This is a genomic window from Thiemannella venezuelensis, assembly GCF_014203605.1.
GTDB lineage: Bacteria > Actinomycetota > Actinomycetes > Streptosporangiales > Streptosporangiaceae > Planomonospora_A > Planomonospora_A venezuelensis.
This window is the reverse complement of record NZ_JACHJJ010000012.1, coordinates 38,024-62,693: the sequence shown is the minus strand read 5'-3', so window position 1 is coordinate 62,693 and position 24,670 is coordinate 38,024. Positions and strand designations below refer to the sequence as shown.

The 24,670-nt window shown below is 71.9% G+C and carries 24 protein-coding genes; 13 read left to right on the top strand and 11 right to left on the bottom strand.

Features of this window, described 5'->3' with window-relative positions:
- Positions 1-174 precede the first annotated feature (174 nt).
- The 3 genes from FHS22_RS18655 to era are packed head-to-tail and all read left to right on the top strand — an operon-like array spanning position 175 to position 2,145.
- Positions 175-831, top strand: a complete 657-nt coding sequence (locus FHS22_RS18655) for a hypothetical protein (RefSeq protein WP_184943379.1) — start codon at positions 175-177, stop codon at positions 829-831.
- 43 nt (positions 832-874) lie between these two features.
- Entirely contained in the window at positions 875-1,207 is a 333-nt protein-coding gene (locus FHS22_RS18650) for a cytidine deaminase (protein ID WP_184943377.1), read from the top strand.
- 17 nt (positions 1,208-1,224) lie between these two features.
- Entirely contained in the window at positions 1,225-2,145 is a 921-nt protein-coding gene (gene era / locus FHS22_RS18645; RefSeq protein WP_184943375.1) for a GTPase Era, read from the top strand.
- Between the two features lie 101 nt (positions 2,146-2,246).
- On the opposite strand, the gene FHS22_RS18640 is transcribed toward era, so the two are convergent.
- Complete coding sequence (locus tag FHS22_RS18640; RefSeq protein ID WP_184943373.1) at positions 2,247-2,714, bottom strand: hypothetical protein; 468 nt, start codon at positions 2,712-2,714, stop codon at positions 2,247-2,249.
- 300 nt (positions 2,715-3,014) lie between these two features.
- Here FHS22_RS18640 and FHS22_RS18635 point away from each other — a divergent pair, with 300 nt between their 5' ends.
- Both FHS22_RS18635 and FHS22_RS18630 read left to right on the top strand, forming a co-directional pair.
- Positions 3,015-4,088 carry a transporter substrate-binding domain-containing protein gene (locus FHS22_RS18635; RefSeq protein WP_184943371.1) on the top strand — a complete coding sequence of 358 codons (1,074 nt, stop codon included), beginning with the start codon at positions 3,015-3,017 and terminating at the stop codon, positions 4,086-4,088.
- Complete coding sequence (locus FHS22_RS18630; protein WP_184943369.1) at positions 4,085-5,344, top strand: hypothetical protein; 1,260 nt, start codon at positions 4,085-4,087, stop codon at positions 5,342-5,344. Before FHS22_RS18635 ends, FHS22_RS18630 begins: the two co-directional genes overlap by 4 nt.
- Here FHS22_RS18630 and FHS22_RS18625 read toward each other — a convergent pair.
- Positions 5,253-5,498: a DUF2630 family protein gene (locus FHS22_RS18625; RefSeq protein WP_184943367.1), complete on the bottom strand. Its 246-nt coding sequence runs from the start codon at positions 5,496-5,498 to the stop codon at positions 5,253-5,255. The genes FHS22_RS18630 and FHS22_RS18625 overlap by 92 nt on opposite strands.
- Before the next feature lie 213 nt (positions 5,499-5,711).
- Here FHS22_RS18625 and FHS22_RS18620 point away from each other — a divergent pair, with 213 nt between their 5' ends.
- Positions 5,712-5,972 carry a hypothetical protein gene (locus FHS22_RS18620; RefSeq protein ID WP_184943365.1) on the top strand — a complete coding sequence of 87 codons (261 nt, stop codon included), beginning with the start codon at positions 5,712-5,714 and terminating at the stop codon, positions 5,970-5,972.
- A gap of 316 nt (positions 5,973-6,288) precedes the next feature.
- Entirely contained in the window at positions 6,289-7,995 is a 1,707-nt protein-coding gene (leuA, locus tag FHS22_RS18615) for a 2-isopropylmalate synthase (RefSeq protein ID WP_184943363.1), read from the top strand.
- 154 nt (positions 7,996-8,149) lie between these two features.
- Here leuA and FHS22_RS18610 read toward each other — a convergent pair whose 3' ends face one another.
- The 5 genes from FHS22_RS18610 to FHS22_RS18590 form a co-directional block, all read right to left on the bottom strand.
- Positions 8,150-8,599 carry a hypothetical protein gene (locus FHS22_RS18610; protein WP_184943361.1) on the bottom strand — a complete coding sequence of 150 codons (450 nt, stop codon included), beginning with the start codon at positions 8,597-8,599 and terminating at the stop codon, positions 8,150-8,152.
- 137 nt (positions 8,600-8,736) lie between these two features.
- Positions 8,737-10,953 carry a hypothetical protein gene (locus FHS22_RS18605; RefSeq protein WP_184943360.1) on the bottom strand — a complete coding sequence of 739 codons (2,217 nt, stop codon included), beginning with the start codon at positions 10,951-10,953 and terminating at the stop codon, positions 8,737-8,739.
- Complete coding sequence (locus FHS22_RS18600; RefSeq protein WP_184943358.1) at positions 10,950-11,192, bottom strand: hypothetical protein; 243 nt, start codon at positions 11,190-11,192, stop codon at positions 10,950-10,952. The genes FHS22_RS18605 and FHS22_RS18600 overlap by 4 nt, the downstream gene beginning before the upstream one ends.
- A gap of 303 nt (positions 11,193-11,495) precedes the next feature.
- Complete coding sequence (locus FHS22_RS18595) at positions 11,496-12,620, bottom strand: hypothetical protein (protein ID WP_221473806.1); 1,125 nt, start codon at positions 12,618-12,620, stop codon at positions 11,496-11,498.
- A 74-nt stretch (positions 12,621-12,694) separates the two neighbouring features.
- Complete coding sequence (locus FHS22_RS18590; RefSeq protein WP_184943357.1) at positions 12,695-13,414, bottom strand: TetR/AcrR family transcriptional regulator; 720 nt, start codon at positions 13,412-13,414, stop codon at positions 12,695-12,697.
- Between the two features lie 113 nt (positions 13,415-13,527).
- On the opposite strand from FHS22_RS18590, the gene FHS22_RS18585 reads away from it, so the two are divergent.
- From FHS22_RS18585 to FHS22_RS18575, 3 genes are all read left to right on the top strand, one after another.
- Entirely contained in the window at positions 13,528-13,872 is a 345-nt protein-coding gene (locus tag FHS22_RS18585; protein ID WP_184943355.1) for a YrdB family protein, read from the top strand.
- Between the two features lie 44 nt (positions 13,873-13,916).
- Positions 13,917-14,861 (top strand): NAD-dependent epimerase/dehydratase family protein, encoded by a 945-nt coding sequence (locus FHS22_RS18580; RefSeq protein WP_184943353.1) that lies wholly within the window; start codon positions 13,917-13,919, stop codon positions 14,859-14,861.
- Positions 14,862-14,989: 128 nt separating this feature from the next.
- Positions 14,990-15,880 (top strand): Gfo/Idh/MocA family protein, encoded by an 891-nt coding sequence (locus FHS22_RS18575; RefSeq protein ID WP_184943351.1) that lies wholly within the window; start codon positions 14,990-14,992, stop codon positions 15,878-15,880.
- Positions 15,881-15,980: 100 nt separating this feature from the next.
- Here the strand turns inward: FHS22_RS18575 and FHS22_RS18570 are convergent, their stop codons facing one another.
- The 3 genes from FHS22_RS18570 to FHS22_RS18560 all read right to left on the bottom strand — a co-directional run bounded on the left by FHS22_RS18570 (position 15,981) and on the right by FHS22_RS18560 (position 19,686).
- Positions 15,981-16,991 carry an acetamidase/formamidase family protein gene (locus tag FHS22_RS18570; RefSeq protein WP_184943349.1) on the bottom strand — a complete coding sequence of 337 codons (1,011 nt, stop codon included), beginning with the start codon at positions 16,989-16,991 and terminating at the stop codon, positions 15,981-15,983.
- A gap of 86 nt (positions 16,992-17,077) precedes the next feature.
- The gene (locus FHS22_RS18565) at positions 17,078-18,484 is read right to left on the bottom strand and encodes an APC family permease (protein ID WP_184943347.1); all 1,407 of its coding nucleotides are present in this window, start codon (positions 18,482-18,484) and stop codon (positions 17,078-17,080) included.
- A 134-nt stretch (positions 18,485-18,618) separates the two neighbouring features.
- Positions 18,619-19,686: a substrate-binding domain-containing protein gene (locus FHS22_RS18560; protein WP_184943345.1), complete on the bottom strand. Its 1,068-nt coding sequence runs from the start codon at positions 19,684-19,686 to the stop codon at positions 18,619-18,621.
- 110 nt (positions 19,687-19,796) lie between these two features.
- On the opposite strand from FHS22_RS18560, the gene FHS22_RS18555 reads away from it, so the two are divergent.
- Both FHS22_RS18555 and FHS22_RS39290 read left to right on the top strand, forming a co-directional pair.
- Entirely contained in the window at positions 19,797-20,267 is a 471-nt protein-coding gene (locus tag FHS22_RS18555; RefSeq protein WP_184943343.1) for a MarR family winged helix-turn-helix transcriptional regulator, read from the top strand.
- 95 nt (positions 20,268-20,362) lie between these two features.
- Positions 20,363-22,732, top strand: a complete 2,370-nt coding sequence (locus FHS22_RS39290; RefSeq protein ID WP_184943341.1) for an EAL domain-containing protein — start codon at positions 20,363-20,365, stop codon at positions 22,730-22,732.
- A gap of 73 nt (positions 22,733-22,805) precedes the next feature.
- Here FHS22_RS39290 and FHS22_RS18545 read toward each other — a convergent pair whose 3' ends face one another.
- Complete coding sequence (locus tag FHS22_RS18545) at positions 22,806-24,092, bottom strand: Glu/Leu/Phe/Val family dehydrogenase (RefSeq protein WP_184943339.1); 1,287 nt, start codon at positions 24,090-24,092, stop codon at positions 22,806-22,808.
- Positions 24,093-24,295: 203 nt separating this feature from the next.
- Between FHS22_RS18545 and FHS22_RS18540 the strand changes: the two genes are divergently transcribed.
- A complete protein-coding gene (locus tag FHS22_RS18540) occupies positions 24,296-24,493 on the top strand; it encodes a hypothetical protein (protein ID WP_184943338.1) in 198 nt (65 codons plus the stop codon).
- Positions 24,494-24,670 lie beyond the last annotated feature (177 nt).

Genomic DNA, 24,670 nt, shown 5'->3' with positions numbered 1-24,670 from the left:
AGGACGGGCGCGGCCAGCTAGCCGGCTGTACCCCGGCCGATCAAGGGTGTCCTCGCCCGCGTGATGCGGGCGAGGACACCCTTGACGTTTTCCGGATGATTGTCGCTTTTCTTCGAAGGGAAGAAAGCGGATCGGCGGGGACGATCAGCCCGCACGTGACATTCGGGGGAAGTCATGACGTGGGGGATTCGAGCTGTAGCGCTGACCGCAGCCTGCGCGGTCCTGGGCGGGGCCGCGGCGGGTTGCGGGTCGGGTGCGACGATCTACGCTGAGGCCGAGGCCCGTACGGAGCTGGACCGGCTGAGCGGGCTGCTGCGGGAGGCGGAGGGGCTGCCGGAGGGGTTCTCCGCCCAGCCCCGTGAAGGATGGCGGCCTCCGTTCCGCCCGGCCGACCGCGACTGCCGGCGAGTCCTGGACGAGGCGGGAGGAGCCTCCCGGAAACGGGCGCAGAGCGTGCGGGCGAGCGCGACCTATCACGGAGACGGGCTGGGCGAGCTGGCGGGGGTCGTCCTGACGACCTACCCCGGCCAGGGCGCCGAGGCCCGTTTCGACGACCTGGCCGAGGCGCTGGAGGGCTGCCCGGCCGCGACGGATCCGGCGGGCGGAGGCACCGCCCTGGCGGCCTCGGGCCTGGAGCTGGCGGAGATCGGGGACGGCACGGCGGCCAGGCGGCTGCGCGGCCGGCTGAACGGATACCCGTACGAGATGCACGTGGTCTTCGTCCGCTCGGGGCGGACCCTCGTCTCGCTGGTGCACACGGCGGTCGCGGGCGCCGACGCCGGACGCACCGAGCGGCTCGCCCGGTTCTTCGCCGACCGGGTGGCCGAGTGACCGGGTGCGCACGGGCCCGCGAGAGCTGAATACCCTTGTCCCCGTGAGTGAGACGACCCTCGACCCCGAGGACAACAAGATCATTACGCTTGCCCGCTCGGCCCGTGCCCGCAACGGCGCCGCCGAGGGCGCCGCCGTACGCGACGAGACCGGCAGGACCTACTCCTCGACCAACGTCGCGCTGCCCTCGCTGACGCTGTCCGCGCTGCAGGTCGCGGTGGCGATGGCGGTCTCCAGCGGGGCGCGGTCCCTGGAGGCGGCGGCACTGGTCACGGCGGGCGACGGGCCGAGCGAGGCGGACGCCCGGACGGTGCGCGACCTGGGCGGAGCGACCCTGCTCGTGGCCGCGCCGGACGGCACGCTCCGTCAGAGCTGATCCCCGCATCGGGGACAATGGGTGACGTGAGTTCCTCAGCTGCTGATTTCCACGCGGGTTTCGCCTGCTTCGTCGGCCGGCCCAACGTCGGCAAGTCCACGCTGATGAACGCGTTGGTCGGCACCAAGGTGGCGATCACCTCGTCCAAGCCGCAGACCACCCGGCGGGTCATCCGCGGCATCGTGCACCGCCCGGACGCCCAGCTCATCATCGTGGACACACCCGGCCTGCACCGCCCGCGCACGCTGCTCGGCGAGCGGCTGGACAGCCTGGTGCTGTCCACGCTCACCGAGGTCGACGTGATCGGCTTCTGCGTCCCCGCCAACGAGCCCGTCGGCAGGGGTGACAAGTTCATCGCCGAGAAGCTCGCGGCGGTCAGGAAGACCCCGGTGATCGCCGTGGTCACCAAGTGCGACCTGGCCACCCGCGAGCAGATCGCCGAGCAGTTGCTCGCCGTCTCTGCCCTCGCCGACTTCGCGGAGATCGTCCCGGTCTCCGCGCAGTCCGGGGAGCAGCTCGACGTGGCGGCCGACCAGCTGATCGCCAGGCTCCCGGTGAGCCCTCCCCTCTACGAGGGCGGGCAGCTCACCGACGAGCCGGAGCAGGTCCTGGTCGGCGAGCTGATCCGCGAGGCCGCCCTGGAGGGCGTCCGCGACGAGCTGCCGCACTCGATCGCGGTCGTCGTCGACGAGATGACACCCCGCGAGGGCCGGGACGGCCTGCTCGACATCTACGCGCACATGTTCGTCGAACGCCCGTCGCAGAAGGCCATCGTGATCGGCCACAAGGGCACCCGGCTGAAGGACGTCGGCAGCAGGGCCCGCAAGCAGATCGAGGCCCTGCTCGGCACCCGGGTCTACCTCGACCTGCGGATCAGCGTCGCCAAGGACTGGCAGCGCGACCCCAAGCAGCTGCGCCGCCTCGGCTTCTACGACTGAGGCCCCGCTCCGAGGCCCGCGCCCGCCTTCCGCGCGCAGATCCGCTCCCCGGGCGGGGCGGCTCCGGGAAGCGGCGCCTGCGGGTGCGGACCAGGGCGCGGTCACGGCCGCCGGACCAGGACGGCGACCCCCAGCACGGTCACCGCCAGTGCCGCCGCGAGCGCGGCGAACCAGCCGTACTCGATGGTCGGCCGGACCGTCACCAGACCGCCGAGGTCGATCGAGACGTTCTCGGCCCTGCCCCGGGGATCGCTGAGGAAGACCAGCAGGACCAGGACGGTGACCGCGCCCGGCAGCGCCGCGAGGGCGGCCAGCCGCAGGTCCCGCATGACGCCCGCGACGCCGAGCGCCGTCGCGGCGGCTCCGGAGACCAGCGCGAGCACCCCCGACCAGTCGTCCACGCCCCGGACGTGCTCGCTCACCGAGCCGATGACGACGATGTCCGCCCTGATCCCCGCCCAGGGCAGGAAGGCGGTCACCGCCAGCAGGGCGCCTGCGGCGATCACCGCGACCGGCAGGGCACGGCCGGACACGGGGGAGGCGGAGGGCGAGGCGGTGGGGTCGGCCATCGGCCCAGGGTAGTTTTCGGGCCGGACCGCGGACAGGCGCCACGCGCACAATCACCGGAGCCCGTTCCTCACCCCGGCAACACGATCACCGGCTCCGCCGCGGCACGACCGCCGGCCGGCCGGATCCGGTCACCGGTGGTGGGGCCGTACAGCATCGCACGCCGACGTCGCGCTGGTTTCCAGCGGTTTGATCACTTCTTGGTGACTGTTGCCGCCGAGGAGTGTGTCGTTTCCGGGCCCTGCCGTACCCTGCCCCAAGAATTCCGTGGACATCGAGGGAATCCGGATCCGGAGGTCGCCGTGCTGCCTTTCAGGAGGAGGACGAGGCAGGGGCCGGGCTCCGCGGCGGAGCCGGAGCCGTCCGCGCCGCCGCCTCCGGACACGGCGGGAACGGCGGAGGAGGCCGGCGGCGGGGAGCGGTCCGGAGGCCGCCGCCTGCGGCTGGCCGGCTGGCTCGCCGCGGTGCTGGCGGCGGTGTTCGTCGCGGGCTGGGCCGTATGGGAGACGGGACCGCCCACCGAGGCGGAGTTGCTGGAGCAGGCGGGACTGAACGGCAAGGACCGGCTCCTGGTCGGGGTGAAGGACGACACCCCGGGCATAGCGCTGCGCCGGCCCGACGGCGGCTACGAGGGCTTCGACATCGAGATCGCCCTCATGATCGCAGCCGATCTCGGCTTCCGCGCGGACGAGGTCGAGTTCCTGTCCATCGAGACCGAGGACCGGGCCCGGATGACGGCCAGGAACGCCGCCGGCCAGCACGTCAAGGTCGATCTCGTGGTGGCCACGTTCAGCGTGACGCCGGCGCGGCGGGAGAACCCCGCGATCGGCTTCTCCACGCCCTACCTGGAGACCCAGCAGTCCGTCATCACCCGCAAGGGGCACGCCGACGTGACCTCGCTGGCGCAGCTCCGGGGCAAGAAGGTGTGCACCCTCGCCACCTCGACCTCCGAGACCGAGGTGGACAAGGTCGGCGCCGACGTCACCCGCAAGAACCGGATCAGCGAGTGCGTCGCGGGCCTCAAGGCGGAGGAGTACGAGGCGGTCACGACCGACACCGCGCTCCTGGCCGGGTTCGTCGAGAACGAGCCGGACCTGCTGGAGCACCACGACATCGGCCTGGAGACCCCGGAGCAGTGGGCCGTCAACGCCGGGACCAACACGGCGCTGCGCACCCTCGTCGACCTCTCCCTGCACCGCTCCGCCACCGACCCCAGGGACCTGCGCTGGGAGGAGGCCTACGAGCGGTTCATCAGCCCCATGCAGCGGCACAACCCGAGGGAGCAGGTCGCCGGCCGCACGCAGCCGCCGGTGCCGGAGCCCGACGTGCGGCGCTGGCCGTGGGAGCGGGGGATCGCGCAACGGGACGACGGATGAGCGAGCCGGACGCGGCTCCGCCTCCGGGAGCTCCCCGGGAGGCCGGGGAGCGCGGGACCGGGAGCGGGCAGGCCGCGGCGCGGCCGTCCGGGGAGCACGCGACGTCCGGGAAGCCGGTGCCGGAGGCGCGGGCCGGGCAGCGCGGCGGACACGGCAACCAGCAGTGGATGTTCGCGATGCTGCCGGCGTTCCCGCTGGCCCTGCTCGTCGTGCGCCTGTGGTACGCCAGCCGCCAGGACACCCAGACGCTGCTCCTGCTGGTCCAGCACGTCAGCGCGCTCGGCCTGCTCACGGCGGTGCTGCTGACCACCCTGTGGGTGCTGCCCGCCCTCGTGCTGACCGGCCGCGCGCTCGGCACCCTCTACCGGGTCAGCACCGCCCGCTCCTCCTGGTTGTCGGCGGCGGCCGACCGCATCCCGGACTGGGTCGTGGTGCTCTCCGTCATGGTCGGCGCGGTGAGCTGGCAGCTGCGGTTCCTACCCACGCTGATCGCGCTCTCGCTGGCGGTGCTCGGCCTGACGATCCACGACCGGATGCCCGTACGGCGGGACCTGATCGTCGTGTTCACGCTGCTGCTCCCCCTGGTGGCGGCGGTGGGACTCTACGTGTGGCTCGCCCCGGCCATCGGCCAGGCGCTCGCGGAGCGGGACGTGGTGACCGCGGTCCTGCTCGCGCTGCCTCCGGGGCTGGCGGTCCTGCTGACCGGGCCGGTCCCCGCCCGCGCCGCCGCGGCCCTGACCTCGACGGTGGCCGTCGCGGTGCTCGCGCTGGCGCCGCTGTTCACCGCGGCCGTCGTGGTGGAGGCGCCGATCCTGCCGCTGATGGGGCTGGAGATCTCCGACGAGGGCGCCGACGAGGAGATCGCGGGGAAGGTGCTGCTCGGCCATGTGATCGCGACCGACGACCGGGTCTCCACCTTCCTGGACCGGGACGGGACCGTGCGGTTCATCCCCAACGGCGCGGTGGCCTCGCAGTTCCTCTGCCCCGATCTCGGCCAGATCCCGCGCAGCCGCGTCGCGCTGAACCGCTGGTATGTCGAGCACAGCGTGCTCGCGTGGTTCGCCCCGGACCCGCTGGAGAAGCCCAGCGACCCCCGCTGCCCCGGCCGCCCGACGGATCCGGGGAAGTCCCGGGAACCCGGCGGTCCCGGCAGGGGTGAGGAACCTACTGCTGGTACTCCTCGACCTCCTCGATCGGGCGGGGCGCCGCCGCTCCCGGGTCGTCACCGAACTCCCGCCTCGCCCGACGCTGCCTGAGCAGGTCCCACGCCTGGTCGAGGGCCTCCTCGAGATATCTGATCCGGTGGTTCTCCTCGTGTGAGGAGATGGAGCCGGCCGCCAGCGACGTGCGGAGCTCGCGCTCCTCCGCGATGAGCCGGTTGATATGGGCGAGGATGTCGTCGTCTTTCATGTCGAACCCCCTACGTCCCCTCTGTCCTACCCTCCCTCCGGACTGTAACCGGCGCGGGCACGCCCACTCGGGTGCAGGGGGCACCGGACGGGGGTGAAGATCCTGCGGGGCCTCATCCGATCCGCCGGCTCCTCTTGGGGGAATAAGTACCTTTTTTCGGGGCAGAGATAGGGTAGCGGAAGGTGTTCGTCTGATAGCGAAGAGTGGTTAGCGATGGACATTCCTCACGAACTCCTGCATGTCGCCACCCGGCCCGACGGTTCCGAGGAGTGGGCGTGCGGCGTCTGCGCCCGCCGCATCCTGCTGCGCTGGCCGCCGAGCTTCGAACGGCTGGTGCTGACCGAGGGCGACGAGACCGTCCAGCACTTCGGGACCAAGGGGCCGATCACCGTCCTCGGCGTGGACGTCGCGCAGGAGCCCGACCAGAAGGACCGCGACTGGCTCGGCGAGAACGGCATCGCCTGGTCGGCCTGACCCCCGCGCGCGGGCCGGGTCCGGGCCGCCCCGCCGTACGAGGCCCGGAGCCGGGCCGGGCCCGGGCCGCCCCTCAGGGGCTCCACCGCCGGCGCCCCGAGGGCCGGAACCGCCATCGCGGCACGTCAAGAGACTTGTGTTCCGTCATGTGAGACCGTTGCCTGGATTTTTGAAACTCTCTGATAACGTATCGTGCATGCTGCGCGGGCTTCTTCTTAGCTGCCGCGACGAGGGCCTGTAGAAGGCCGGCTCCCTCGTCGCGGAGCGAGTCATGCGCGTCGGCCGTGATCGTCTTCCAGCCGAGGAGCCCGTGAAAATGCATCCGCAGCAGCCCAGCCCCATGCCGTTCCACCGCTATGAGGCCTTCGCCCCGGTGAAGCCGGCCGACCGCACCTGGCCCGACAAGGTCATCGAGAAGGCGCCCCGGTGGTGCGCGGTCGACCTGCGCGACGGCAACCAGGCGCTGATCGACCCGATGGACTCCCACCGCAAGCTCAAGATGTTCGAGCTGCTGGTACGGATGGGCTACAAGGAGATCGAGGTCGGCTTCCCCGCCGCCTCGCAGACCGACTTCGACTTCGTCCGCCAGATCATCGAGGAGGACCGGATCCCCGAGGACGTGGTGATCCAGGTCCTGACCCAGGCCCGTCCGGAGCTGATCGAGCGGACCTTCGAGGCGATCCAGGGCGCGAAGAGCGCCATCGTCCACCTGTACAACTCGACCTCCACGCTCCAGCGCCGGGTCGTCTTCGGCCAGGACCGCGAGGGCATCACCGCCATCGCCGTCGAGGGCGCCAAGCTCTGCAGGAAGCTGGCCGACGCCTCCGACGTCGACGTCCACTTCCAGTACTCCCCGGAGTCGTTCACCGGCACCGAGCTGGAGTACGCCGTGGAGGTCTGCGACGCGGTCAACGAGGTCTGGCAGCCCACGCCGGAGCGCAAGGTCATCATCAACCTGCCCGCCACGGTCGAGATGGCCACGCCCAACGTCTACGCCGACCAGATCGAGTGGATGAGCCGCAACCTGGCCCACCGCGACTCGATCATCCTGTCCCTGCACCCGCACAACGACCGGGGCACGGCCGTCGCCGCCGCCGAGCTGGGCTACATGGCCGGGGCCGACCGCATCGAGGGCTGCCTGTTCGGCAACGGCGAGCGCACCGGCAACGTCTGCCTGGTCACGCTGGGCATGAACCTGTTCTCCCAGGGGATCGACCCGGAGGTCGACATCTCCGACATCGACGAGATCCGCCGCGTGGTGGAGTACTGCAACCAGCTGCCCGTGCACCCGCGCCACCCCTGGGGCGGCGAGCTGGTCTACACCGCCTTCTCCGGCTCCCACCAGGACGCCATCAAGAAGGGCTTCGAGCACCTGGAGCGCGACGCCGCCGAGGCGGGCGTGCCGGTGGACGACTTCCGCTGGGCGGTGCCGTACCTGCCGATCGACCCCAAGGACATCGGCCGCACCTACGAGGCCGTGATCCGGGTCAACAGCCAGTCCGGCAAGGGCGGCGTCGCCTACATCATGAAGGCCGACCACCACCTGGACCTCCCGCGCCGCCTGCAGATCGAGTTCTCCCGCGTGGTGCAGGCCCGCACCGACGCCGAGGGCGGAGAGATCACCCCGGCCGCGATGTGGGAGGCCTTCACCGACGAGTACCTCCCCAACCCCGCCAGCCCCTGGGGCCGCCTGGGCCTGCTGGCCCACCGCAACTCCTCCACCGTCGACGGCAAGGACGCCATCAGCGCCGACGTCCGCGTCGACGGCGAGATCCGCGAGGTCGCGGGCGTCGGCAACGGCCCCATCTCCGCCTTCTGCGACGCCCTGTCCAGGGTCGGCATCCAGGTCCGCGTCCTGGACTACGCCGAGCACGCGATGAGCGCCGGCAGCGACGCCAAGGCCGCCTCCTACGTCGAGTGCGACGTGGCCGGCACGACCCTGTGGGGTGTGGGCATCGACGCCAACACCACCACCGCCTCCCTGAAGGCCATCATCTCCGCCGTCAACCGCGCCACCCGCTGACGTACGGCTCCCGCGCCGGGGCCCGGCACCGACCTGCCGCGGCCCGGGGCGTCCGGCACACGCCCACAAGGCCGCCCACCGCCACGCGACCGCGCCCTCCGAGACCTTGGGAGGCGCGGTCGCGTGCGTTTTCTGCGGGGACGGTACGGCTCCGCTACGTGCCCGGCGTGCAGCCGTACAGTTCGCCGTAGCGCTTCTGGGCGATGCGCATCAGCTCGATCATGTCCTTGATCGCATCCCTGCCCTCGGCGACCTGGGCTAGGTAGATGTCGATCATCCGGTCTTTTCCGTCGCAGCGGAACTTCGCACTCACCCGGTAGAGCGGATCGGGGAGCGCGCTGGTCGACAGATAAGCGGCCCAGCCCTTTCCGAGGTCCGTGGGGAGCGTGGTTCCGTCGTACCTGCTATAGAGCTGACGCCTGCTATCCAGGAGATAGTCCAGATGCTCTTGGCTTGTCCCTTCACCCGCCCATAGCCAGGTCACTATCAACGGAGGGAGGGATGCGTCCGGGTCTTGGCACTCGCCGCTGCTCTCACCGCCGTATGTTTTTTCCATGAGCGGCTCAGTAACGCCGCTGACCAGGCGAAACGCCTGCTCGGGCACGAGTTTGCAGATGTAAGGGGCTGAGTCCACGACCGGGCGGGGATGCGGGGCGGGTGTGGACGCTGCGTCGTTCTCCGAGGTGCAGGCCGCAGCGAGGAACGCGAGGGAGGTCAGAGTGACGGAGAGACGGCGAAGCCTCACTTGTCACCTGCCGGGGAGGATGGAATCTGCAGGTCGAGGTAGTCGTCCACATGGCTGGTCCTGCGGAAGGTGTTATGGAAGCGGTCCATCAGGTCGTCACTTCCACCGGTTACGCGTGCCCATTCGAGGAACTGGCTGTACTCCTGCGGGGTCATCTCGGTGAAGGGCTTGAGTCTCGGCGGGGTTCCCATCGCGAACGACTGATCCTTTAGGGCGAATTCATCGAGCATGCCCTTGTTCAGCATGGCAGTGGCGATCATTTGCTCTGCCAGTCGCTCCACCGCAACCCGGTTGTCTCCCAGCGTCCGATGAGCTTCGTCCATGCTTCGCCCCTGAGTGGCCGCCTGCTGGCCGATCTGCTTGGAGAGCGCGTCGTATCCGAATCCGGTCAGCTTGTCGTAGGCACTGGTGACCAGTCCGCTGAAGGCCTGGCCGACCTGCTCGCCCAACTGCCGGGAGCCCGGCACGGGGAACAGGCCGATGCCGTCCCGCACCATGTTTTTCAAGGCGTCGCTCGCCTTCTTGCCGTCCAACCCTTGGGCGATCAGCGTCTGATGGCGGATCTCCACAATGTGCCCGAAGGGACGGGCCTCCGCCACGGTCCGGTCGGTCAGGAACTGCTTGATGTCGGCCTTGTCGACTCGTCCATCCTCGTCGAAGTCGAACTTCTTGACATCGGACTTCGTGAAACCCAGCTTCTCGGCATTGGCCGCGGTGAGACCCACCGGGGGCACAGTGTCGAGAGCCGCCCGCATGTGCTCGGTCTGAGCCCGTACCAGGGCCTCGAATCCGGCGTCATTGGCAGTGGCCAGCGTCAGCGCGTAGGACAGGTCCTCCGCCGAGGCCTTGCCGAAGGTCGCGTGGTTGAGCAGGAGCCGGGAGAACTGGTCGATGTTGGCCGCCAGCGCGCGGGCCAGCGGGTAGCCCAGAGGCGTGAAGCGGTCGAATGCCGCCCGGTCTTTGATTGACAGGTTCCCGTCGTCGCCCTTGGCGAAGGCGGGGCGGACCTCGTCGGCGAGGATCTTGGTCATCTCGGACGCCAGTTTCTGGGACGTGGTGTCCTGACCGGTCGTCGCGGCGATCAGCACGTCGTTGAACGGCTTGTAGTCGTCCAGGTAGCGGAAGGCGTTCCACCGCGTGGTCAGCATGTAGTCGAGCACGGACTCCTTCCACCCCGCCGGGGTGTGGTTCAGCAGGGCCTGGGAGGCGTCCTTGCCGAAGCTCGCCGCGTGGAACAGATCGTCCACCACCGACGACCTGGTCTGCGCGCCCGGACCGCCCGCGTGCGTCCCCGGCCTCAGCAGACCGCCCAGACCGAGTGAGGAGGCCAGATCGAACATGGGGATCTGGTCTCCCGCGAAGGTCCGGCCCAGCAGGTCCTTGCTCGCCGCCCACCTGCTTTTGTACCGCTCCTGCTCGTAGACGACCGCGTCGCGCCCGACGACCTCCATGAACTCCTTCGAGAACGGCGTCTTCCCGTCGTGGGCACGCCAGATCAGCGCCTGGGCCTGGTAGCCCGCGTACTTCGTGTCACCGGCCTTGTGCTCCTTCCGGCCCTCCTTGGCCAGGCTCCTGAGGAAACCGGCGCCCATGTACGCGGGGTTCTTCGGGTCGGTTCCCTTGGCCAGAGCCGTGCTCAGCATGCGCAGGGCCTGCTTGCCCGAGGCGGAGAGCCGCGCCACACGATCGGAGTCTCCGCGGCTCGCGGCCTCGCGCAGCCGCACGGCGAGCGAGCCGGGCAGCCGCGTCACGCCTCCGGCGCCCAGCACGCTCAGGAACACCTTGGCGAACTCCGCGTCCCCGGTCCGCGAGGCGTACTTCTCCAGCTCCGCCAGTGCCCTGGCGTCGCCGTCCGCGCCTTTCAGCGCCGCGCGGCCCGCCAGCGTCCCGTCCAGCAGGCCACGGGCGGCCTCCAGCGTGTCGGGGACCTTCAGGAAGCTTCCGGCGGGCGTGCTCACCCCGAAGGCGACCTTCCGCCGATCCAGCTCGTGGACCAGCTTCTGCCGCCGCCGCAGGTCCTCGGCCTGCGCGGTGACCCGCCCGGCCAGCTCCCGCAGCCGCACCGCGGGGGAGGTGTCGAGCCCGGCGCCCTGCAGCTCGCCGTACAGCGCCTGTGCGAGCTGCTCCAGCCGCCCGGCGGCCTGGGTGTGCTCGCCGGCCATCGCGTCGAACTCGGCCTGCCTGACTCCGGTGAACTCCGGGCCGGTCGTCATGGCCGCTCCGGCAGCGAGGCGAGCTTCCGCTCCGCGCTGTGCACCGCCTCTGCGAGCACGGCGCGCAGCTCCCGCTGGTCGGCGTGGACCTGCGTGCCGAACCGGGCACCCGCGGGCCCCACCCACGCGTCGTCCTCCATCAGGCGGCAGGAGGGATCGAGCGCCCACCAGTGCTCGTCCGAGAGCCGCCGGATCCGCTCCACGACGGCCCGCATCGCCTCGCGATCGAGCTCGGCCACGCTGCTCCCCTCGTACGGCTCGCTGCACCAGAACCAGATCAGGAGGCGGCGTCCCCCACGTCATTCACACGGTAATCAACAGCATGTCAACAGAACAAGCTCAATCCCAAGAAAGGGGTAATGGATTTGCGGATATCGCGCTGATTGAGAATTTCGTCCGGCAGAAAGCCGGGATTCATCCCTGAAGAAAGGACGGAAAACGTATTCGACCGGCGGGGAAGTGCCGCCGTCCGCTGAACGCGGGCAAGGTGCGCGAGATCGCCCGTGCCCGCGAGGGGACCGGCGCCGGCGGTCGCGCCGGAGTCATTGCGAGCCGGTCGGTACGGCCGCGGCGGCCGGGCCGGCCGGTCCGGCGCGCAGGCCGGAGAACGCGGGGTACCCGGGCAGCGGGGGCACGTCCCAGCCTCCGGCGACCTCCCGCAGCAGCAGCCGCATCGTCTCGGCGAACGCCGGATACTCCTCGACCGTGCTCGCCAGCTCCCAGCGGTGCCTCAGCACCTGCCGCCGGGTCGGGACCGGCCGCCGGGTCCGGTGGATCGGCCCGTCCTCCACGGTGCGCGGCAGCATGTTCACCGTCGCGAACACCGTCCAGACCACGGTCGCCCGCCGCATCCCCGCCTGCCAGACCTCGTCCTCCGCCAGCGCCGGGTAGGCCGCCACGACCTCCGCGCGGAAGACCCGCTCGATCTCCTCCGCCAGCCCGGACGGGAGCCGGAAGACGCACCAGCAGGTGGAGAACGGCATCCGGCAGTACGCGGCGGTCAGGAAGACCGACTGGAAGCAGGCGGCCTCGAAGTCGATCAGCCGCAGGCCCTCCGTGGTGAGCAGGTTGTTGTCGGGGCAGGTGTCGCCCGGGGTGAACGCCGGGTACTCCTCCGCGGCCACCGCCCCGATCCCGGCCAGCTCCCCGGCCAGCCCGGCCGGCATCACGAGCCCGGCTCCGGCGAGCGAGGCGAGCAGGCGGGCGGCGTTCTGCCCGATCCACGGCTCGTCCTCCCAGGACGTCGCGCCTCCGCCGTACCGCGTCCAGAGCGACGCGAGGTCGGCGCGCCTGGGCACCGACCCCGCGGCCAGCCGCCCGAGCCCGCGGGCCCAGGTCAGCAGGCCCTCCGCGGCGGCCTCCGGATCGTCCCCGAGCAGGACGTCCGCCAGGGACGGCGCGTCTCCGAGATCCGCCATCACCACCAGCGGCACGGAGGTGTCCACGCCCAGCAGTTCGGGGCCCGCCAGCCGCAGTGAGAGCCCGGCCGCCTCGGAGGTGAAACCGCGCAGCCCCTCGGGCCCGTCGGTGAACGACTTGACGATCACGGTTCCGCCGCCGGCCGTACGGCAGCGCAGCACGGTGCTGCGCATGCTGCCGCCCAGGTCGACCGGGTCGGACAGTTCGGTGCCGAGCAGCTCGCCCGCGCTACGCAAGATCGAATCCATCCCGGCATCCTGCCACCGCCGCCCCGGACGCCGCACCCGCCCGTCCGCCCCGCCGCCGGAGGGAGCGGGGCCGTCTACCGGTGCGGGGGAGCGGCGGGAGCCGGGAGCCCGAGCAGGGCGGCGTGGCAGCGCATGGCGTGGCCGAAGGCCGTCGCCGGATCCAGGACCACGGCGTTGAACTGGCCGAACAGCTCGAAGCTCACCCAGCCGAACAGGCCGCTCCAGGCGACCAGGGCGCGGGCGACCACGTCGTCGGGGACGCCGGGCATGACCTCGCGCACGCGTGCCGCGTCGCCGGCGAAGGAGGCGGGCGCGGGAGGGCAGACGCCCGGCGGGTTCAGGGCCCCGGCGGCATGGGCCTCGGAGAGGATCCGGCCGTAGACGACGGTGTCGCGGACCGCCGCGGTGACGGTGTCCATCGGCGCCTGGTAGCCGGGCACGGGCGAGCCGTACAGCAGCGCGTACTCGTGCGGGCGGGCCAGCGCCCAGTCCCGCACGGCGTGGCAGACCGCCAGCCACCGTCCGGTGTAGTCGGAGCGCGGGCAGGCGGCGTCGGCCCTCTCGACGGCCTCGCCGGCGGTGTTGTAGCCGTCGATGATCAGCGCTGTGAGCAGGTCGTCCCGGGAGGGGAAGTAGCGGTAGATCGCCGAGGAGACCATGCCCATCTCCCGGGCGACCGCGCGGAGCGAGAGCCCCGCCGCGCCGTCGACGGCCAGCTGCCTGCGCGCTATGTCGGTGATCTCGCGGGTCAGCTCGGCCCGGACCCGTTCCCGTGCTGTACGGCCTGCGTTCATGCGACGACCGTACCAGAGCACCGAAGAGAAACGAGAGCACTGCTCTTGACGGACTCTGCTCCAATGAGAGAGCATTGCTCTCAGAACGGAACGGCAATCTCTAAGGAGTCCCGATGCTGCCCCTCGCCAAGAGCACCAACCTCCTCGTGATGTTCCTGCTGGAGCTGGGTGTGCTGGCCTCGGTCGGCTACTGGGGCTTCACCGCGGGCCAGAACTGGCCGGTGAAACTGCTCCTCGGGCTCGGCGGGGTCGCCCTGTTCATCGCGGTCTGGGCGGTCTTCGGCGCCGCCAACGACGCCCGGGTCCCGCTGACCGGACTGGCCAGGGTGGCGCTGGAGCTGCTCTGGTTCGGCGGCGGCGCCGCGGCCCTCGCCCTGGCCGGCCGCCTCACCCCGGCGCTCGCCTTCGCCGCCGTCTACGTCGTCAACGCCATCCTGCGGCTCGCCTGGAACCAGTGAGAACCGGTGAGAACCGGCAGGAACCGATGAGAGGAAGAATGATCATGGGTAAGCACGTCATCGCCGGGGCGGGACAGGTCGGCTCCCAGGTCGCCGCGCTGCTGGCCGGGCAGGGGCACGAGGTCGTCCTCGTCAGCCGGTCCGGTTCCGGCCCCGACCTGCCCGGGGTCCGCAAGGTCGCCGCGGACGCGGCCGACCGGGAGCGGATGACCGCCCTGACGCAGGGCGCCGACACCCTCTACAACTGCGTCAACCCGCCCTACCACCGCTGGGCGCAGGACTGGCCGCCGATGGCGGGGTCCCTGCTGGGGGCCGCCGAGGCCGCCGGAGCCGGATACGTCATCCTCGGCAACCTCTACGTCTACGCCGCGCCCGGCCGCCCGATGAAGGAGGGCGACCCGCTCGCGCCACCCTCGGCCAAGGGCGCCATCCGAGCCCGCATGTGGCGCGATGCCCTGGCCGCGCACGAGGCCGGGCGGGTCCGGGTGACCGAGGTGCGCGGGTCCGACTACTTCGGCCCCGGCTGCCTGGACCAGTCGCACCTGGGCGACAGGCTCGTCCCCCGCCTGCTCACGGGCAAGGCCGTCCGCCACATCGGCGACCCGGACCAGCCGCACAGCTGGACCTACGTGCCCGACGTGGCCCGCGCCCTGGTGACCGCCGCAGGCGACGACCGGTCCTGGGGCCGCGCCTGGCACGTCCCGACGGGACCCGCGATGACCTACCGCGCCGTGGCGGAGCGCCTGTGCGAACTGGCCGGGGTGCGCAACCCCGGGGTCAGGGCCATGCCCCACTGGCTGCTCCGCACGGCGGGAGCCTTCTCTCCCGTGCTCGGCGAGCTGGAGGAGCTGCGGTACCAGTTCGTCCGGCCGTTCGTCCTCGACTCCACCGACTTCCAGGTGACCTTCGGCACGGCGCCCACCCCGATGGACGAGGCACTGGCCGAGACGATCGCCTGGTGGCGCGAGCGCCTGGCCACGGCGGCGTGAGCCCTTCCGGGGCAGGCCCGCGTGGAAGGGTGTGCGCAGGGCCGTAGGGAGAGGCGTGCGGCCCGGACCGGACGGCACGCCATGCGATCCGGCCGTCCGGCCCGGGCCGCAGGCCGTAGGGTCGCGGCATGAAGATTGCCATGATCGGTCTCGGGGACATCGCGGAGAAGGCCTACCTGCCGGTCCTGTCCGCGCTGCCCGGCCTCGACCTCCACCTGTGCACCCGCAACCGGGCCGTCCTCGACCGGCTCGGCGACGCCCACCGGATCGGGCCCCGCTTCACCTCGGTGGAGGAGGTCGTGAAGGCGGGAGTCGACGCCGCCTTCGTGCACGCGGCCACGAGCGCGCACGCGGAGATCGTCGAACCGCTGCTCCGTGCGGGCGTCCACGTCTACCTGGACAAGCCGATCGCCTACACCCTCGCCGAGTCCGAGCGTCTCGTACGGCTGGCGCGCGAGCGGGAGCGCTCCCTGCTCGTGGGCTTCAACCGCCGCCGGGCGCCGTCCTACGCGGCCCTGCTGGACCTGCCCCGGCACCTGGTCGTGATGCAGAAGAACCGCAGAGGGCTGGCCGAGGACCCGCGGACCGCGATCTTCGACGACTTCGTCCACGTCGTGGACACCCTCCGTTTCCTGGTCCCCGGCGAGGTCGGGCACACCGGCATCCGGACCCGGGTCAGGGACGGCCTGCTGGAGCACGTGACCCTGGAGCTCTCCGGCGACGGCTTCACCGCCTTCGGGATCATGAACAGGGTGGGCGGCGCGTCCGAGGAGACCGTGGAGGTCATGGGCGGCGGCGCCAAGCGCCGGGTGGCCAACCTCGCCGAGGTGACCGACTACGCCGGGACCGAGACCCTCACCCGGCGCGGCGACTGGACCCCGGTCTCCCGCCAGCGCGGCATCGAGCAGGTCTGCCTGGAGTTCCTGGACGCGGTCCGCTCGGGCGCCGTCCTCGACGCCGGAGACGCCCTGGCCACCCACGCCCTCTGCGAGGACATCGTCAGAGCCGCCCGGCCGTGACGGCGCGCCCGGGTCGTGGGGAGGGACGGCGGCGCTCTCCGGGAGGTCCCGCGCCGTCGCACTCCGGGTCGTGCGGCGGTGCGGGACGGTTCCGGGGCTGTCAGCGCTCCGACAGGTAGCGGCGGCCCAGGGAGCGCAGGCGGTCGTGGGCCGACTCGTAGACGGCGGGACCGCCCAGGTAGTCCTTGGGGAGCTTGGCGACCATGGTGTAGTTGCTGTCGCAGACGTTGCCGACCGGGGCCTGGCCCGCCTGGCTGACGAGCTGGTAGGCGTCCAGGACGTCCAGGCCGGTGAGCTCGGCGGCCCAGGTGACCAGGTCGTGCTGGCTGATCCGGTAGGCGTCCTCCAGCGGGCGGGCCGAGCCGGTGGACATCAGGTGGCCGTCGTCCTCCAGCCGCGGCCAGGGGGTGCTCACCCCCTTGATCAGCTCCACCGCCACCACGGTGTTCATCGCCGCCTCGACCGCGGTGCCGCAGACCTCGCCGTGCCCCTGCCGGGCGTGGCCGTCGCCGATCGCGAACAGCCCCCCCGCGACGTTCACGCCGAGGTACACGGTCACTCCCGCACGCAGCTCGGGGGTGTCCATGTTGCCGCCGTGGGCGTCCGGGGTGATCGTCATCCGGGCCTCGGAGGCGCCCGGCGCGACGCCGACGGTGCCGTGCATGGGGTCCAGCGGGAGCTCGACGGTGAAGTCGCTCCGGCGGGCGCGGTAGCGGACCACGCCTTTCTCCGCGTCGACGTCGTAGCGCCAGACGACCTCGTCCAGCGGCGGGTGCAGCATCGCCGTCGTGTGGGTCGCGGTCAACGCGCCGAAGTGCGGGAACGTGGTGGAGACCGCCCAGTCCCTGGCCGGCTCGATGGCGACGAAGTGCAGCGCGAGCGTGTCGCCGGGCTCGGCGCCCTCGACGTGGAAGGGGCCGGTGACCGGGTTGAGGTAGGGGAACTCGCAGACCTTCGAGGGCAGGTCGTCGACCGAGCGGACCCGCCCGCCGAAGCAGTCCTCGGTGTACAGCTCCAGGATCGTGCCGGGCCGTACGGTGCCGACGGCGGGACGGCCGCCGAAGGTGTAGGCGAGTTCGGCCGGGCCGGGCCGGTAGGAGACGACGTTCATCGTGCGCCTCCCGGGGTCCGGGGGCTCGGGGAGGGCGGCGGCGCCTCGGATGCGTCGAACACGTGATCTCTCCTGGGGTCGGGCGGTCAGAGGGTCTGCTTGGGGGAGGCGTCCGAGGGATCGTTCAGGCCGGACAGGGTGGGGCGCCGGCCCAGGGCGTAGGAGGCGCCGAGCACCACCACGCCGAGGCCGAGCCAGGCCAGGCCGAGGGCCTGGGCCGCGATGCTGGCGTTGACCACGACGTAGACCAGGATCGCGAAGCCGATCGCCGGGGCGATCAGGTGCCGCCACCAGTCGCGGCTGCCCCGCCGCAGGACGTGGTGGACGACGACCGAGACGTGCAGCGCGAGGAAGGCGGTCATCGCGCCGAAGTTGACCAGCCCGCTGATCAGGCCGATGCCGTCGTCGCGGGTGGTCAGGTACAGGCCCACGGCCAGGGAGACCGCGGCCACGAGCAGCGTCGCGTTGACCGGGACCCGCCGGGCCGGGTCCACCCGGGCCAGGAACCGGGGGAGCTGGCGGTCGCGGGCCATCGCGAACAGCAGCCGGGAGGTGGCGGCCTGGGCGACCAGCGAGTTGGCGAACCCCCAGGCGATCGCGGTGGCGACGGCGGTGAGCACGCCGAGCCAGTGGCCCCCGGCGAACTCGGCCATGTCGTAGAACGCGGTGCCCGCCGGGTCGCCCTCGGCCAGCAGCTTCTCCCGGTCCGGGGTCAGCAGCGCGCCCACCCAGGTCTGCGCGATGAACAGCACGCCCGCCAGGCCGAGCGCGGCCACCATGGACCGCCCGAGCACCCGGCTGTCCTCCCGGTTCTCCTCGGCCAGCATCGAGATGCCGTCGAACCCGAGGAAGGACAGCACCGCGATCGAGACCGCGCCGAAGACCAGGGGCCAGGAGAACGTCGAGGAGTCGAAGAGCGGGCTGAGCGCGCCCGCCTGGGCCTTCCCCTGGGCCAGCGCGACCAGGCCGACGACCAGGAAGACCGCCAGCACGATGAGCTCGGCGACCAGCATGACCTTGGTGATCCGGGCGGTCATCTGGATGCCCGCGTAGTTCACCACCGTGTTCAGCAGCACGAAGATGACCAGCCAGCCCCAGACGGGGATGAGGGGAACGAACGAGGCCATCGCGTAGCTCGCGATGAGGTAGAGCAGGGCGGGCACCAGCACGTAGTCGAGCAGGATCACCCACCCGGCCAGGAAGCCGACCGGTGCGGCGATGCCGCGGCCGGCGTAGGTGTAGACCGAGCCGGCCATCGGGAAGGCCCGGGCCATCTGCGCGTAGGACAGTGCGGTGAAGGCCATCGCGACCATGCCGATGACGTAGGCGAGGGCGACCATGCCGCCGGAGCCCTGGTAGACGCTGCCGAAGATGCCGAACGGGGCGATCGGCACCATGAAGATCAGGCCGTAGACGAGCAGGTCGGTGAAGCTCAGCGACCTGCGGAGTTCCTGCTGGTAGCCGAAGTGCTCCAGAGAGGGGTCGGTTGCCATGGCGGCTCCTTGACGAAGGGGGCAGCCGTACCCTAGAGCTAATCCTTGAAAAGGAAAAGATTTCTATTGGAAGCTTCTGGATGATCTCCTCGCGGTCCCGCGCTCCGCCCTCGCACGCCGCGTCCTCACGCCGTTCAGCACATGATGTCGAAGTCGAGCCCGTCGGCCCGGCCGAGATGCGCGTGCCGCCGCACGCCCCGGCCCCGGAGCGTCAGCCGTCCGCGCGCCGTGACGATCGACGCGCCGTCGGCGGCCGCGTCCACCGCGGGCACCGCGAGGGTCCCGGCGCGGGCGGCGAGCGCGGCGATCATCAGCACCGCCTCGTAGCAGCCCTGCCCGTGCCCGTTGAGCAGCGGCGCGGTGGGGCCGAAGCGCCGGGTGTAGCGTTCGCCCAGACTCAGGCTCTCCTCGGTGACCATGCTCGCGAAGTAGCCCATCGCCCCGTACAGCTCGCCGGTCGTGTCACCGCCGACGCCGAGCAGGCCGTGCTCCTCCAGCGCCCCGCAGAGCCGCGCGCACGGCAGCCCCGCCGCGGCGAAGGCCCGGTTGAAGGCGACGAGGTCACTGCCGATCAGGCTGAGCAGCACCGCGTCGGCCCGCGCGGCGGCCAGCTCCTCCAGCAGGGGGGCGAAGGCCCGCACGCCGTACGGCACCAGCCGCTCGCCGACCACCGAGGCGCCGTGCCCGGCCAGGCGCCGTCTGGCCGCCGCGTGGACCAGGCGCGGCCAGACGTAGTCGTTGCCGAGCAGGTACCAGCGGCGGGCGCGGCGGCCGGCGACCAGCCAGTCGATGCCGGGCCCGAGCTGCCGCTCCGGCGTCTCGCCCAGGAAGTAGACGCCGGGCGCGTGGCCGCCCCCCTCGTACGGCGGGGCGTAGACGAACGGCACCCGCCCGGCCAGCGCCCGGACCACCGCCACGCGCACGTCGCTGCCGCAGGTCCCGGCCACCGCGTCGACGGCTCCGGCGGACACCAGCGCGCCGGTCTCGGCCGCGACCAGCTCCGCAGGGCGGCCGCCGTCGACGAGCACCAGCTCGACCTGCCTGCCGAGGATCCCGCCCGCGCGGTTGACCTCGTCGGCGGCCAGGATCGCGCAGTTGATCGCGCACGGCCCGACCAGCCCGAGCACCCCGGAGACCGGGACCACGAGCCCGACGCGCAGCGCGGACGTCCCGAGCAGCCGCGCCTCCAAGGGGGTGATCACGGTTGCGACGGCTCCTCCTGGGACGGCTTCTGCCACGGAGCCGAGTATCCTCCCGTGGAGACGGGCCCGGCAGGTCCGTTGTCCAACCGGGATGCAGACGGGAGCTCCACGTGGTGACGACCGGGCTGGGATCCTCGCTCGCCTACCTGCTCAGCCGGGCCGAGCGCAGCGTCAACCGGGGGCTCGCCGCCGCGCTGGCGGCCGAGGACGTCACCGTCGAGCAGTGGCGCATCCTGCGCGGCCTCGCCGACGGCCGCGGCCACTCCATGGGCGAACTGGCCGAGGCCGTGCTGATGCCGCACCCGACGCTGACCAAGGCGGTCGACCGGCTCGTCGACCGTTCGCTGGTCTACCGGGGACACGACCCGGCCGACCGCCGCAGGGTCGCGGTCTTCCTCGCCGACCGGGGCGCCGAGCTGCTCGCCCGGGTGGAGGGCGGGGTGGCCGGGCACCACCGGGTGATCGAGGCGGCCTACGGCCTGGAGCGCACCGAGCGGCTCATGCGCGAGCTGGAACGGCTGGTCAGCGTTCTGGACGGGCCGGACTCCCCGCCGTCGCCCCGGGGCCACGCCCGTTCGTGAGCCCCCGGCCGGACGGAAACGCTCAGGATCCTCCGCGCCGGACCGATGGTGGGTTCCGAGTCACTGTGCCCACGACAGGACGGACGGCGAAGGAGGTGAGCCAGATCGTGCCCGAGGTGTTCCCCTCCGCCCTCTCGCGCCTCACCGGAGCCTCCCGGCTCTGGCTGGTCTACCTCCTGGCGGCCACCGCGCTGACCGCGGCGACCCCGTTCCTCGCCTCCGTCTCCCCGGCACTGGACGTGCTGGCGTGGGTGCTGGCGCAGGGGGCCTCGGCGGCCGCCGTCCTGACCGGTGCCCGCAGGAACGGGCTCACCGGACTGTGGCCGTGGCGGCTGCTGTGCGTCGCCGCCGTCTCCGCCTGGCTCTCGACCACCCTGGCCTGGGGCGTCGGCTGGGTCTGGCTGGAGATCCCCGGGTCCATGGACCTGTACCGGGCCGGCACCCTGGCCACCTACGCCCTGTCGCTGGTCGCGCTGACGATGCTCAGCCTGCGGGCCGAGGGCTCGCGCGGGGCCGGGCTGCTGGACGCGGGCATCATCGCCGTCTGCGTGGCGATGCCGCTGTGGACCTTCCTGATCGGCCCGCTGATCGACGCGAGCGGGCGCACCGGCGCGGACCTCGCGTTCGCGGTCGCCATCCCCGTCATCGACCTGTTCGCCGTCGGCATCCTCCTGCGGCTGGCGTTCGACAACCGCCGCGCGCCGTGGCTGCGGCTGCTGGGCGCCGCCTACCTGTCCCTGTTCGCCGGAGACGGCGCCTACCTGGTCGACCAGGTGGCGGGCCGGTCCTCCGGCGCCGCCGCCACGCTCGGCTGGCTGGGCTTCTCCGTCCTGTCCGGCGCCGCCGTCCTGCACCCCGACGCCGCCGGGAGGCGCCTGCGCACGCCCGTCGTGTCCAGCCGGGGACGGGTGATGGCCTTCCTGGGTCTGGCGCTGCTCAGCCCGCTGGTCTCCGGACTCGGCCACGCGTCCCTGGAGTCCTCCGGGTCGGGCCACTTCTTCGACGGCCTGATGAACACGGCGCTGACCGTGATGCTGGCCGTACTGCTGGTGCTGCGCCTGAACACCCTCGCGCGGCTCGCGGAGGAGCGCTCCGCCGAGCTGGGCGTCGCCCTGCGCCGGCAGGAGGCGCTCCAGCGCAGCCTCTCGCACCGCGCCCTGCACGACCCGCTGACCGGGCTGGCCAACCGGACCCTGCTCAGCCAGTCCCTCGAGCACACGATCATCGCCTCCTCCTCCCTTCCCGGCATACGGCCGCCCGCGCTGCTCCTGCTGGACCTGGACGGGTTCAAGGACGTCAACGACACCTTCGGCCACCCGATCGGGGACGAGCTGCTCACCCACGTGGCCCGGAGGCTGAACACCGTCGAGGCCCCGGGCCGGATCCTGGCCCGCCTCGGTGGCGACGAGTTCGCCCTGCTGCTGCCCGAGGCGACGCCCGAGGAGGCGCTCGCCCTGGCCCGGCGCGTGCTGACCGCGGTGCGGGCCCCCTACCGGCTGGAGGCCCGGGAGCTGCACCTGACCACCAGCATCGGCATCCTGGCCGGGCTCGGCGTCGACAGTCCGTCGGAGGCCCTGCGCAACGCGGACCTGGCGCTGTACGCGGCCAAGAACGCGGGCAAGGACCAGATCGCCGTCTTCGAGCCGGGGCTGCGCGACGCCCAGCTGGAGCGCACCCGGCTCACCGCCGAGCTGCGCCGGGCGCTCGCGGGCGACGAGTTCACCCTGAACTACCAGCCCGTGGTGAACCTGATCGACGGTGACATCTGCGGGGTCGAGGCCCTGCTGCGCTGGACTCCCACCGGGGGCAGGCCGGTCCGGCCGGACATCTTCATCCCCGTCGCCGAGGAGACCGGCCTCATCGTCCCGATCGGCCGGTGGGTGCTGGAGCAGGCCTGCGCCGACGCGCGCCGCTGGCACGAGCGGTACGGCATCTCGGTCGCCGTCAACGTCTCCGGCCGCCAGCTGCGCGAGGACGGCTTCGGCGCCATGGTCCTGGAGACGCTGGTCCGGCACGAGCTGCCCGAGGGAGCGCTGACCCTGGAGATCACCGAGAGCATGCTGCTGGCCACCACCCCGGCCGAGACCCAGCGCCTCATCGGCGTCCTCGACGCCCTGCGCGAGCACGGCGTGCGCATCGCCCTGGACGACTTCGGCACCGGCTACTCGTCCCTGGCCTACCTGCGCACCCTGCCGGTGGACGTCCTCAAGATCGACCGCTCGTTCACCATCGCGCTGACGGAGGAGGGGCCCCACCAGACGCAGGCCTTCACCAAGGCGATCATGGAGCTCTCGGCCAGCCTGCACCTGGACACCGTGGTCGAGGGCGTGGAGACCTCCGAGCAGGCCGCCCTGCTGCAGCAGATGGGGCGCCCCCTGGCGCAGGGCTACCTGTTCTCGCCGCCCGTCCCCGCCCCGCGGGTCGACGAGCTGCTGGACACCGCCCCGTGGCGGAACGCCGCCTGACGGAGGGCTTCTTCCACCGGGGACCGGGCCCGCCGGGACCCGGTGGGGTGGGTCCCGGCGGATCCGGTGGCCGTCAGGGGTACAGGCCGCGCAGCCGGTGGGCTTCGGCGACCCGGCCCACGCCGATGACGTGGGCGGCCTGGCGCAGCGTGACGCCGCGCTCGGCGGACAGCCCGGCCGCCGCGTTGAAGGACTGCTCCATGAGGTCGCGGAGCTTGATCTCGACCTCGTCGGCGCTCCAGGAGTAGGCCTGCATGTTCTGCACCCACTCCAGGTAGGAGACGATCACGCCGCCGGCGTTGGCCAGGATGTCGGGGACCACCGTGGTCCCGGCGTCGGCCAGGATGCGGTCCGCCTCGGGGGTGGTGGGGCCGTTGGCGCCCTCCACGATCAGGCGGGCCCTGATCCGGGGGGCGTTCCCCTCGGTGATCACGCCTTCCAGCGCGGCCGGGACGAGGACGTCGACGTCCAGTTCCAGCAGTTCGGCGTGGGACAGGGCGTCGGCGTGCCGGTAGCCGCGCACGCCGCCGGACTCCGCCACCCAGGCCCGCAGGTCGTCGACGTCGAGACCGGAGGGGTTCACCACCGCGCCGGTGACGTCGGAGACCGCCACCACGCGGCAGCCGGCGTCGGCGAGGTAGCGAGCGGCGAGCGCGCCGACCTTGCCGAAGCCCTGGACCGCGACGGTGCGGCCCTCGGGAGAGCCCTGCAGCGCCCGGAGCGCGGCGATCTGCACGCCGCGGGAGGTGGCCCCGGCCCGGCCGAGGGAGCCGCCGAGCGTCATCGGCTTGCCGGTCACCACGCCGGGGACCGGGTAGCCCGCGTTCACCGAGTAGGTGTCCATGATCCAGGCCATGGTCTGCTCGTCGGTGCCGACGTCGGGGGCCGGGATGTCCCGCTCCGGGCCGATGATCGGCAGGATCTCGTTGACGTAGCGGCGGGTGACCCGCTCCAGCTCGCGTACGGTGAGCGAGGCCGGGTCCACGGAGACGCCGCCCTTGGCGCCGCCGTACGGGATGCCGACCAGCGCGCACTTCCAGGTCATCCACATGGCCAGCGCGGTGACCTCGTGGATGTCGGTGGAGGGGTGGAAGCGGATGCCGCCCTTGGCCGGGCCGCGGGTGATGTTGTGCTGGACCCGGAAGCCCTGCACGACGTCCATCCGCCCGTCCTCGCGGCGGACGGGCACCGCGACGGTGAGCGAGCGGCGGGGGGTGGCGAGCATCGTGCGCAGGCCGTCGTCCAGGCCGAGCCGGTCGGCGGCCTGGTCGAGCTGGAAGAGCGCGGAGTCGAGGGCCTGGCGGCCCGGGGTGAGCAGGGGGGTGGCTGCCGGCGTCGTTGACGGCACCATGATGGACATGAAGGGAGTCCTCCATACGGTGAGCGGAGCGCCATTGCTCCGCTCGTGGCAGTTTGTCATGATCAGCGTAGTTATGGGGTGTTGATCACGCCAAGGTGGACATGTTGCGTTTCGGTGGCTGATCTTTGTGTGTTTCCCCACTTACCGGCTGATCTGTTGTCATCGAGGAAAGCGCCTCGGGGCGGGGAAAGGAACCCGCCAATATGGCGGGCTTCCCGGAGGACGACCGCCGATCTGGAGTGGTCCCGGAGCGGACGTCCACGCCGGTGGCCGGAGGCCGCGGCGGCGAGGATCCGTCCGGCCGGTCGCCGGCCGTCCGCCCGGCCGGGCAGGCGCACCGGCACTGCCCCTCCTCCAAGGCGCTGCCGGGCGGTGTGGACGTCGAGTCGAGCGTCGCGTGAGGCCGCATCGCCGGACCCGGAGATGATCCATTCTCGAAAGTCGGGACATGCGCGGATCTCATGTCGCAATCCGGGTAAACGACCTTTCGTCGCGGTACCGGCATGGTGGTGCCGGTAAGGGGACCGCGACTCCGTTACCGGTGACAGGGGGGTCACATGCAACGCAACACCGTCATA

What these genes read in the sequence shown, in the direction of transcription:
- FHS22_RS18570 (WP_184943349.1), bottom strand. Translation starts at nt 16,991, where the DNA reads ATGAACGTCGTCTCCTACCGGCCCGGCCCGGCCGAACTCGCCTACACC.
- FHS22_RS18565 (WP_184943347.1), bottom strand. Translation starts at nt 18,484, where the DNA reads ATGGCAACCGACCCCTCTCTGGAGCACTTCGGCTACCAGCAGGAACTC.
- FHS22_RS18540 (WP_184943338.1), top strand. Translation starts at nt 24,296, where the DNA reads ATGGCGGGCTTCCCGGAGGACGACCGCCGATCTGGAGTGGTCCCGGAG.
- FHS22_RS18575 (WP_184943351.1), top strand. Translation starts at nt 14,990, where the DNA reads ATGAAGATTGCCATGATCGGTCTCGGGGACATCGCGGAGAAGGCCTAC.
- FHS22_RS18585 (WP_184943355.1), top strand. Translation starts at nt 13,528, where the DNA reads ATGCTGCCCCTCGCCAAGAGCACCAACCTCCTCGTGATGTTCCTGCTG.
- FHS22_RS18590 (WP_184943357.1), bottom strand. Translation starts at nt 13,414, where the DNA reads ATGAACGCAGGCCGTACAGCACGGGAACGGGTCCGGGCCGAGCTGACC.
- FHS22_RS18545 (WP_184943339.1), bottom strand. Translation starts at nt 24,092, where the DNA reads ATGTCCATCATGGTGCCGTCAACGACGCCGGCAGCCACCCCCCTGCTC.
- era (WP_184943375.1), top strand. Translation starts at nt 1,225, where the DNA reads ATGGGTGACGTGAGTTCCTCAGCTGCTGATTTCCACGCGGGTTTCGCC.
- FHS22_RS18580 (WP_184943353.1), top strand. Translation starts at nt 13,917, where the DNA reads ATGGGTAAGCACGTCATCGCCGGGGCGGGACAGGTCGGCTCCCAGGTC.
- FHS22_RS18620 (WP_184943365.1), top strand. Translation starts at nt 5,712, where the DNA reads ATGGACATTCCTCACGAACTCCTGCATGTCGCCACCCGGCCCGACGGT.
- FHS22_RS18630 (WP_184943369.1), top strand. Translation starts at nt 4,085, where the DNA reads ATGAGCGAGCCGGACGCGGCTCCGCCTCCGGGAGCTCCCCGGGAGGCC.
- FHS22_RS18595 (WP_221473806.1), bottom strand. Translation starts at nt 12,620, where the DNA reads ATGGATTCGATCTTGCGTAGCGCGGGCGAGCTGCTCGGCACCGAACTG.
- FHS22_RS18625 (WP_184943367.1), bottom strand. Translation starts at nt 5,498, where the DNA reads ATGAAAGACGACGACATCCTCGCCCATATCAACCGGCTCATCGCGGAG.
- FHS22_RS18640 (WP_184943373.1), bottom strand. Translation starts at nt 2,714, where the DNA reads ATGGCCGACCCCACCGCCTCGCCCTCCGCCTCCCCCGTGTCCGGCCGT.
- FHS22_RS18655 (WP_184943379.1), top strand. Translation starts at nt 175, where the DNA reads ATGACGTGGGGGATTCGAGCTGTAGCGCTGACCGCAGCCTGCGCGGTC.
- leuA (WP_184943363.1), top strand. Translation starts at nt 6,289, where the DNA reads ATGCATCCGCAGCAGCCCAGCCCCATGCCGTTCCACCGCTATGAGGCC.
- FHS22_RS18605 (WP_184943360.1), bottom strand. Translation starts at nt 10,953, where the DNA reads ATGACGACCGGCCCGGAGTTCACCGGAGTCAGGCAGGCCGAGTTCGAC.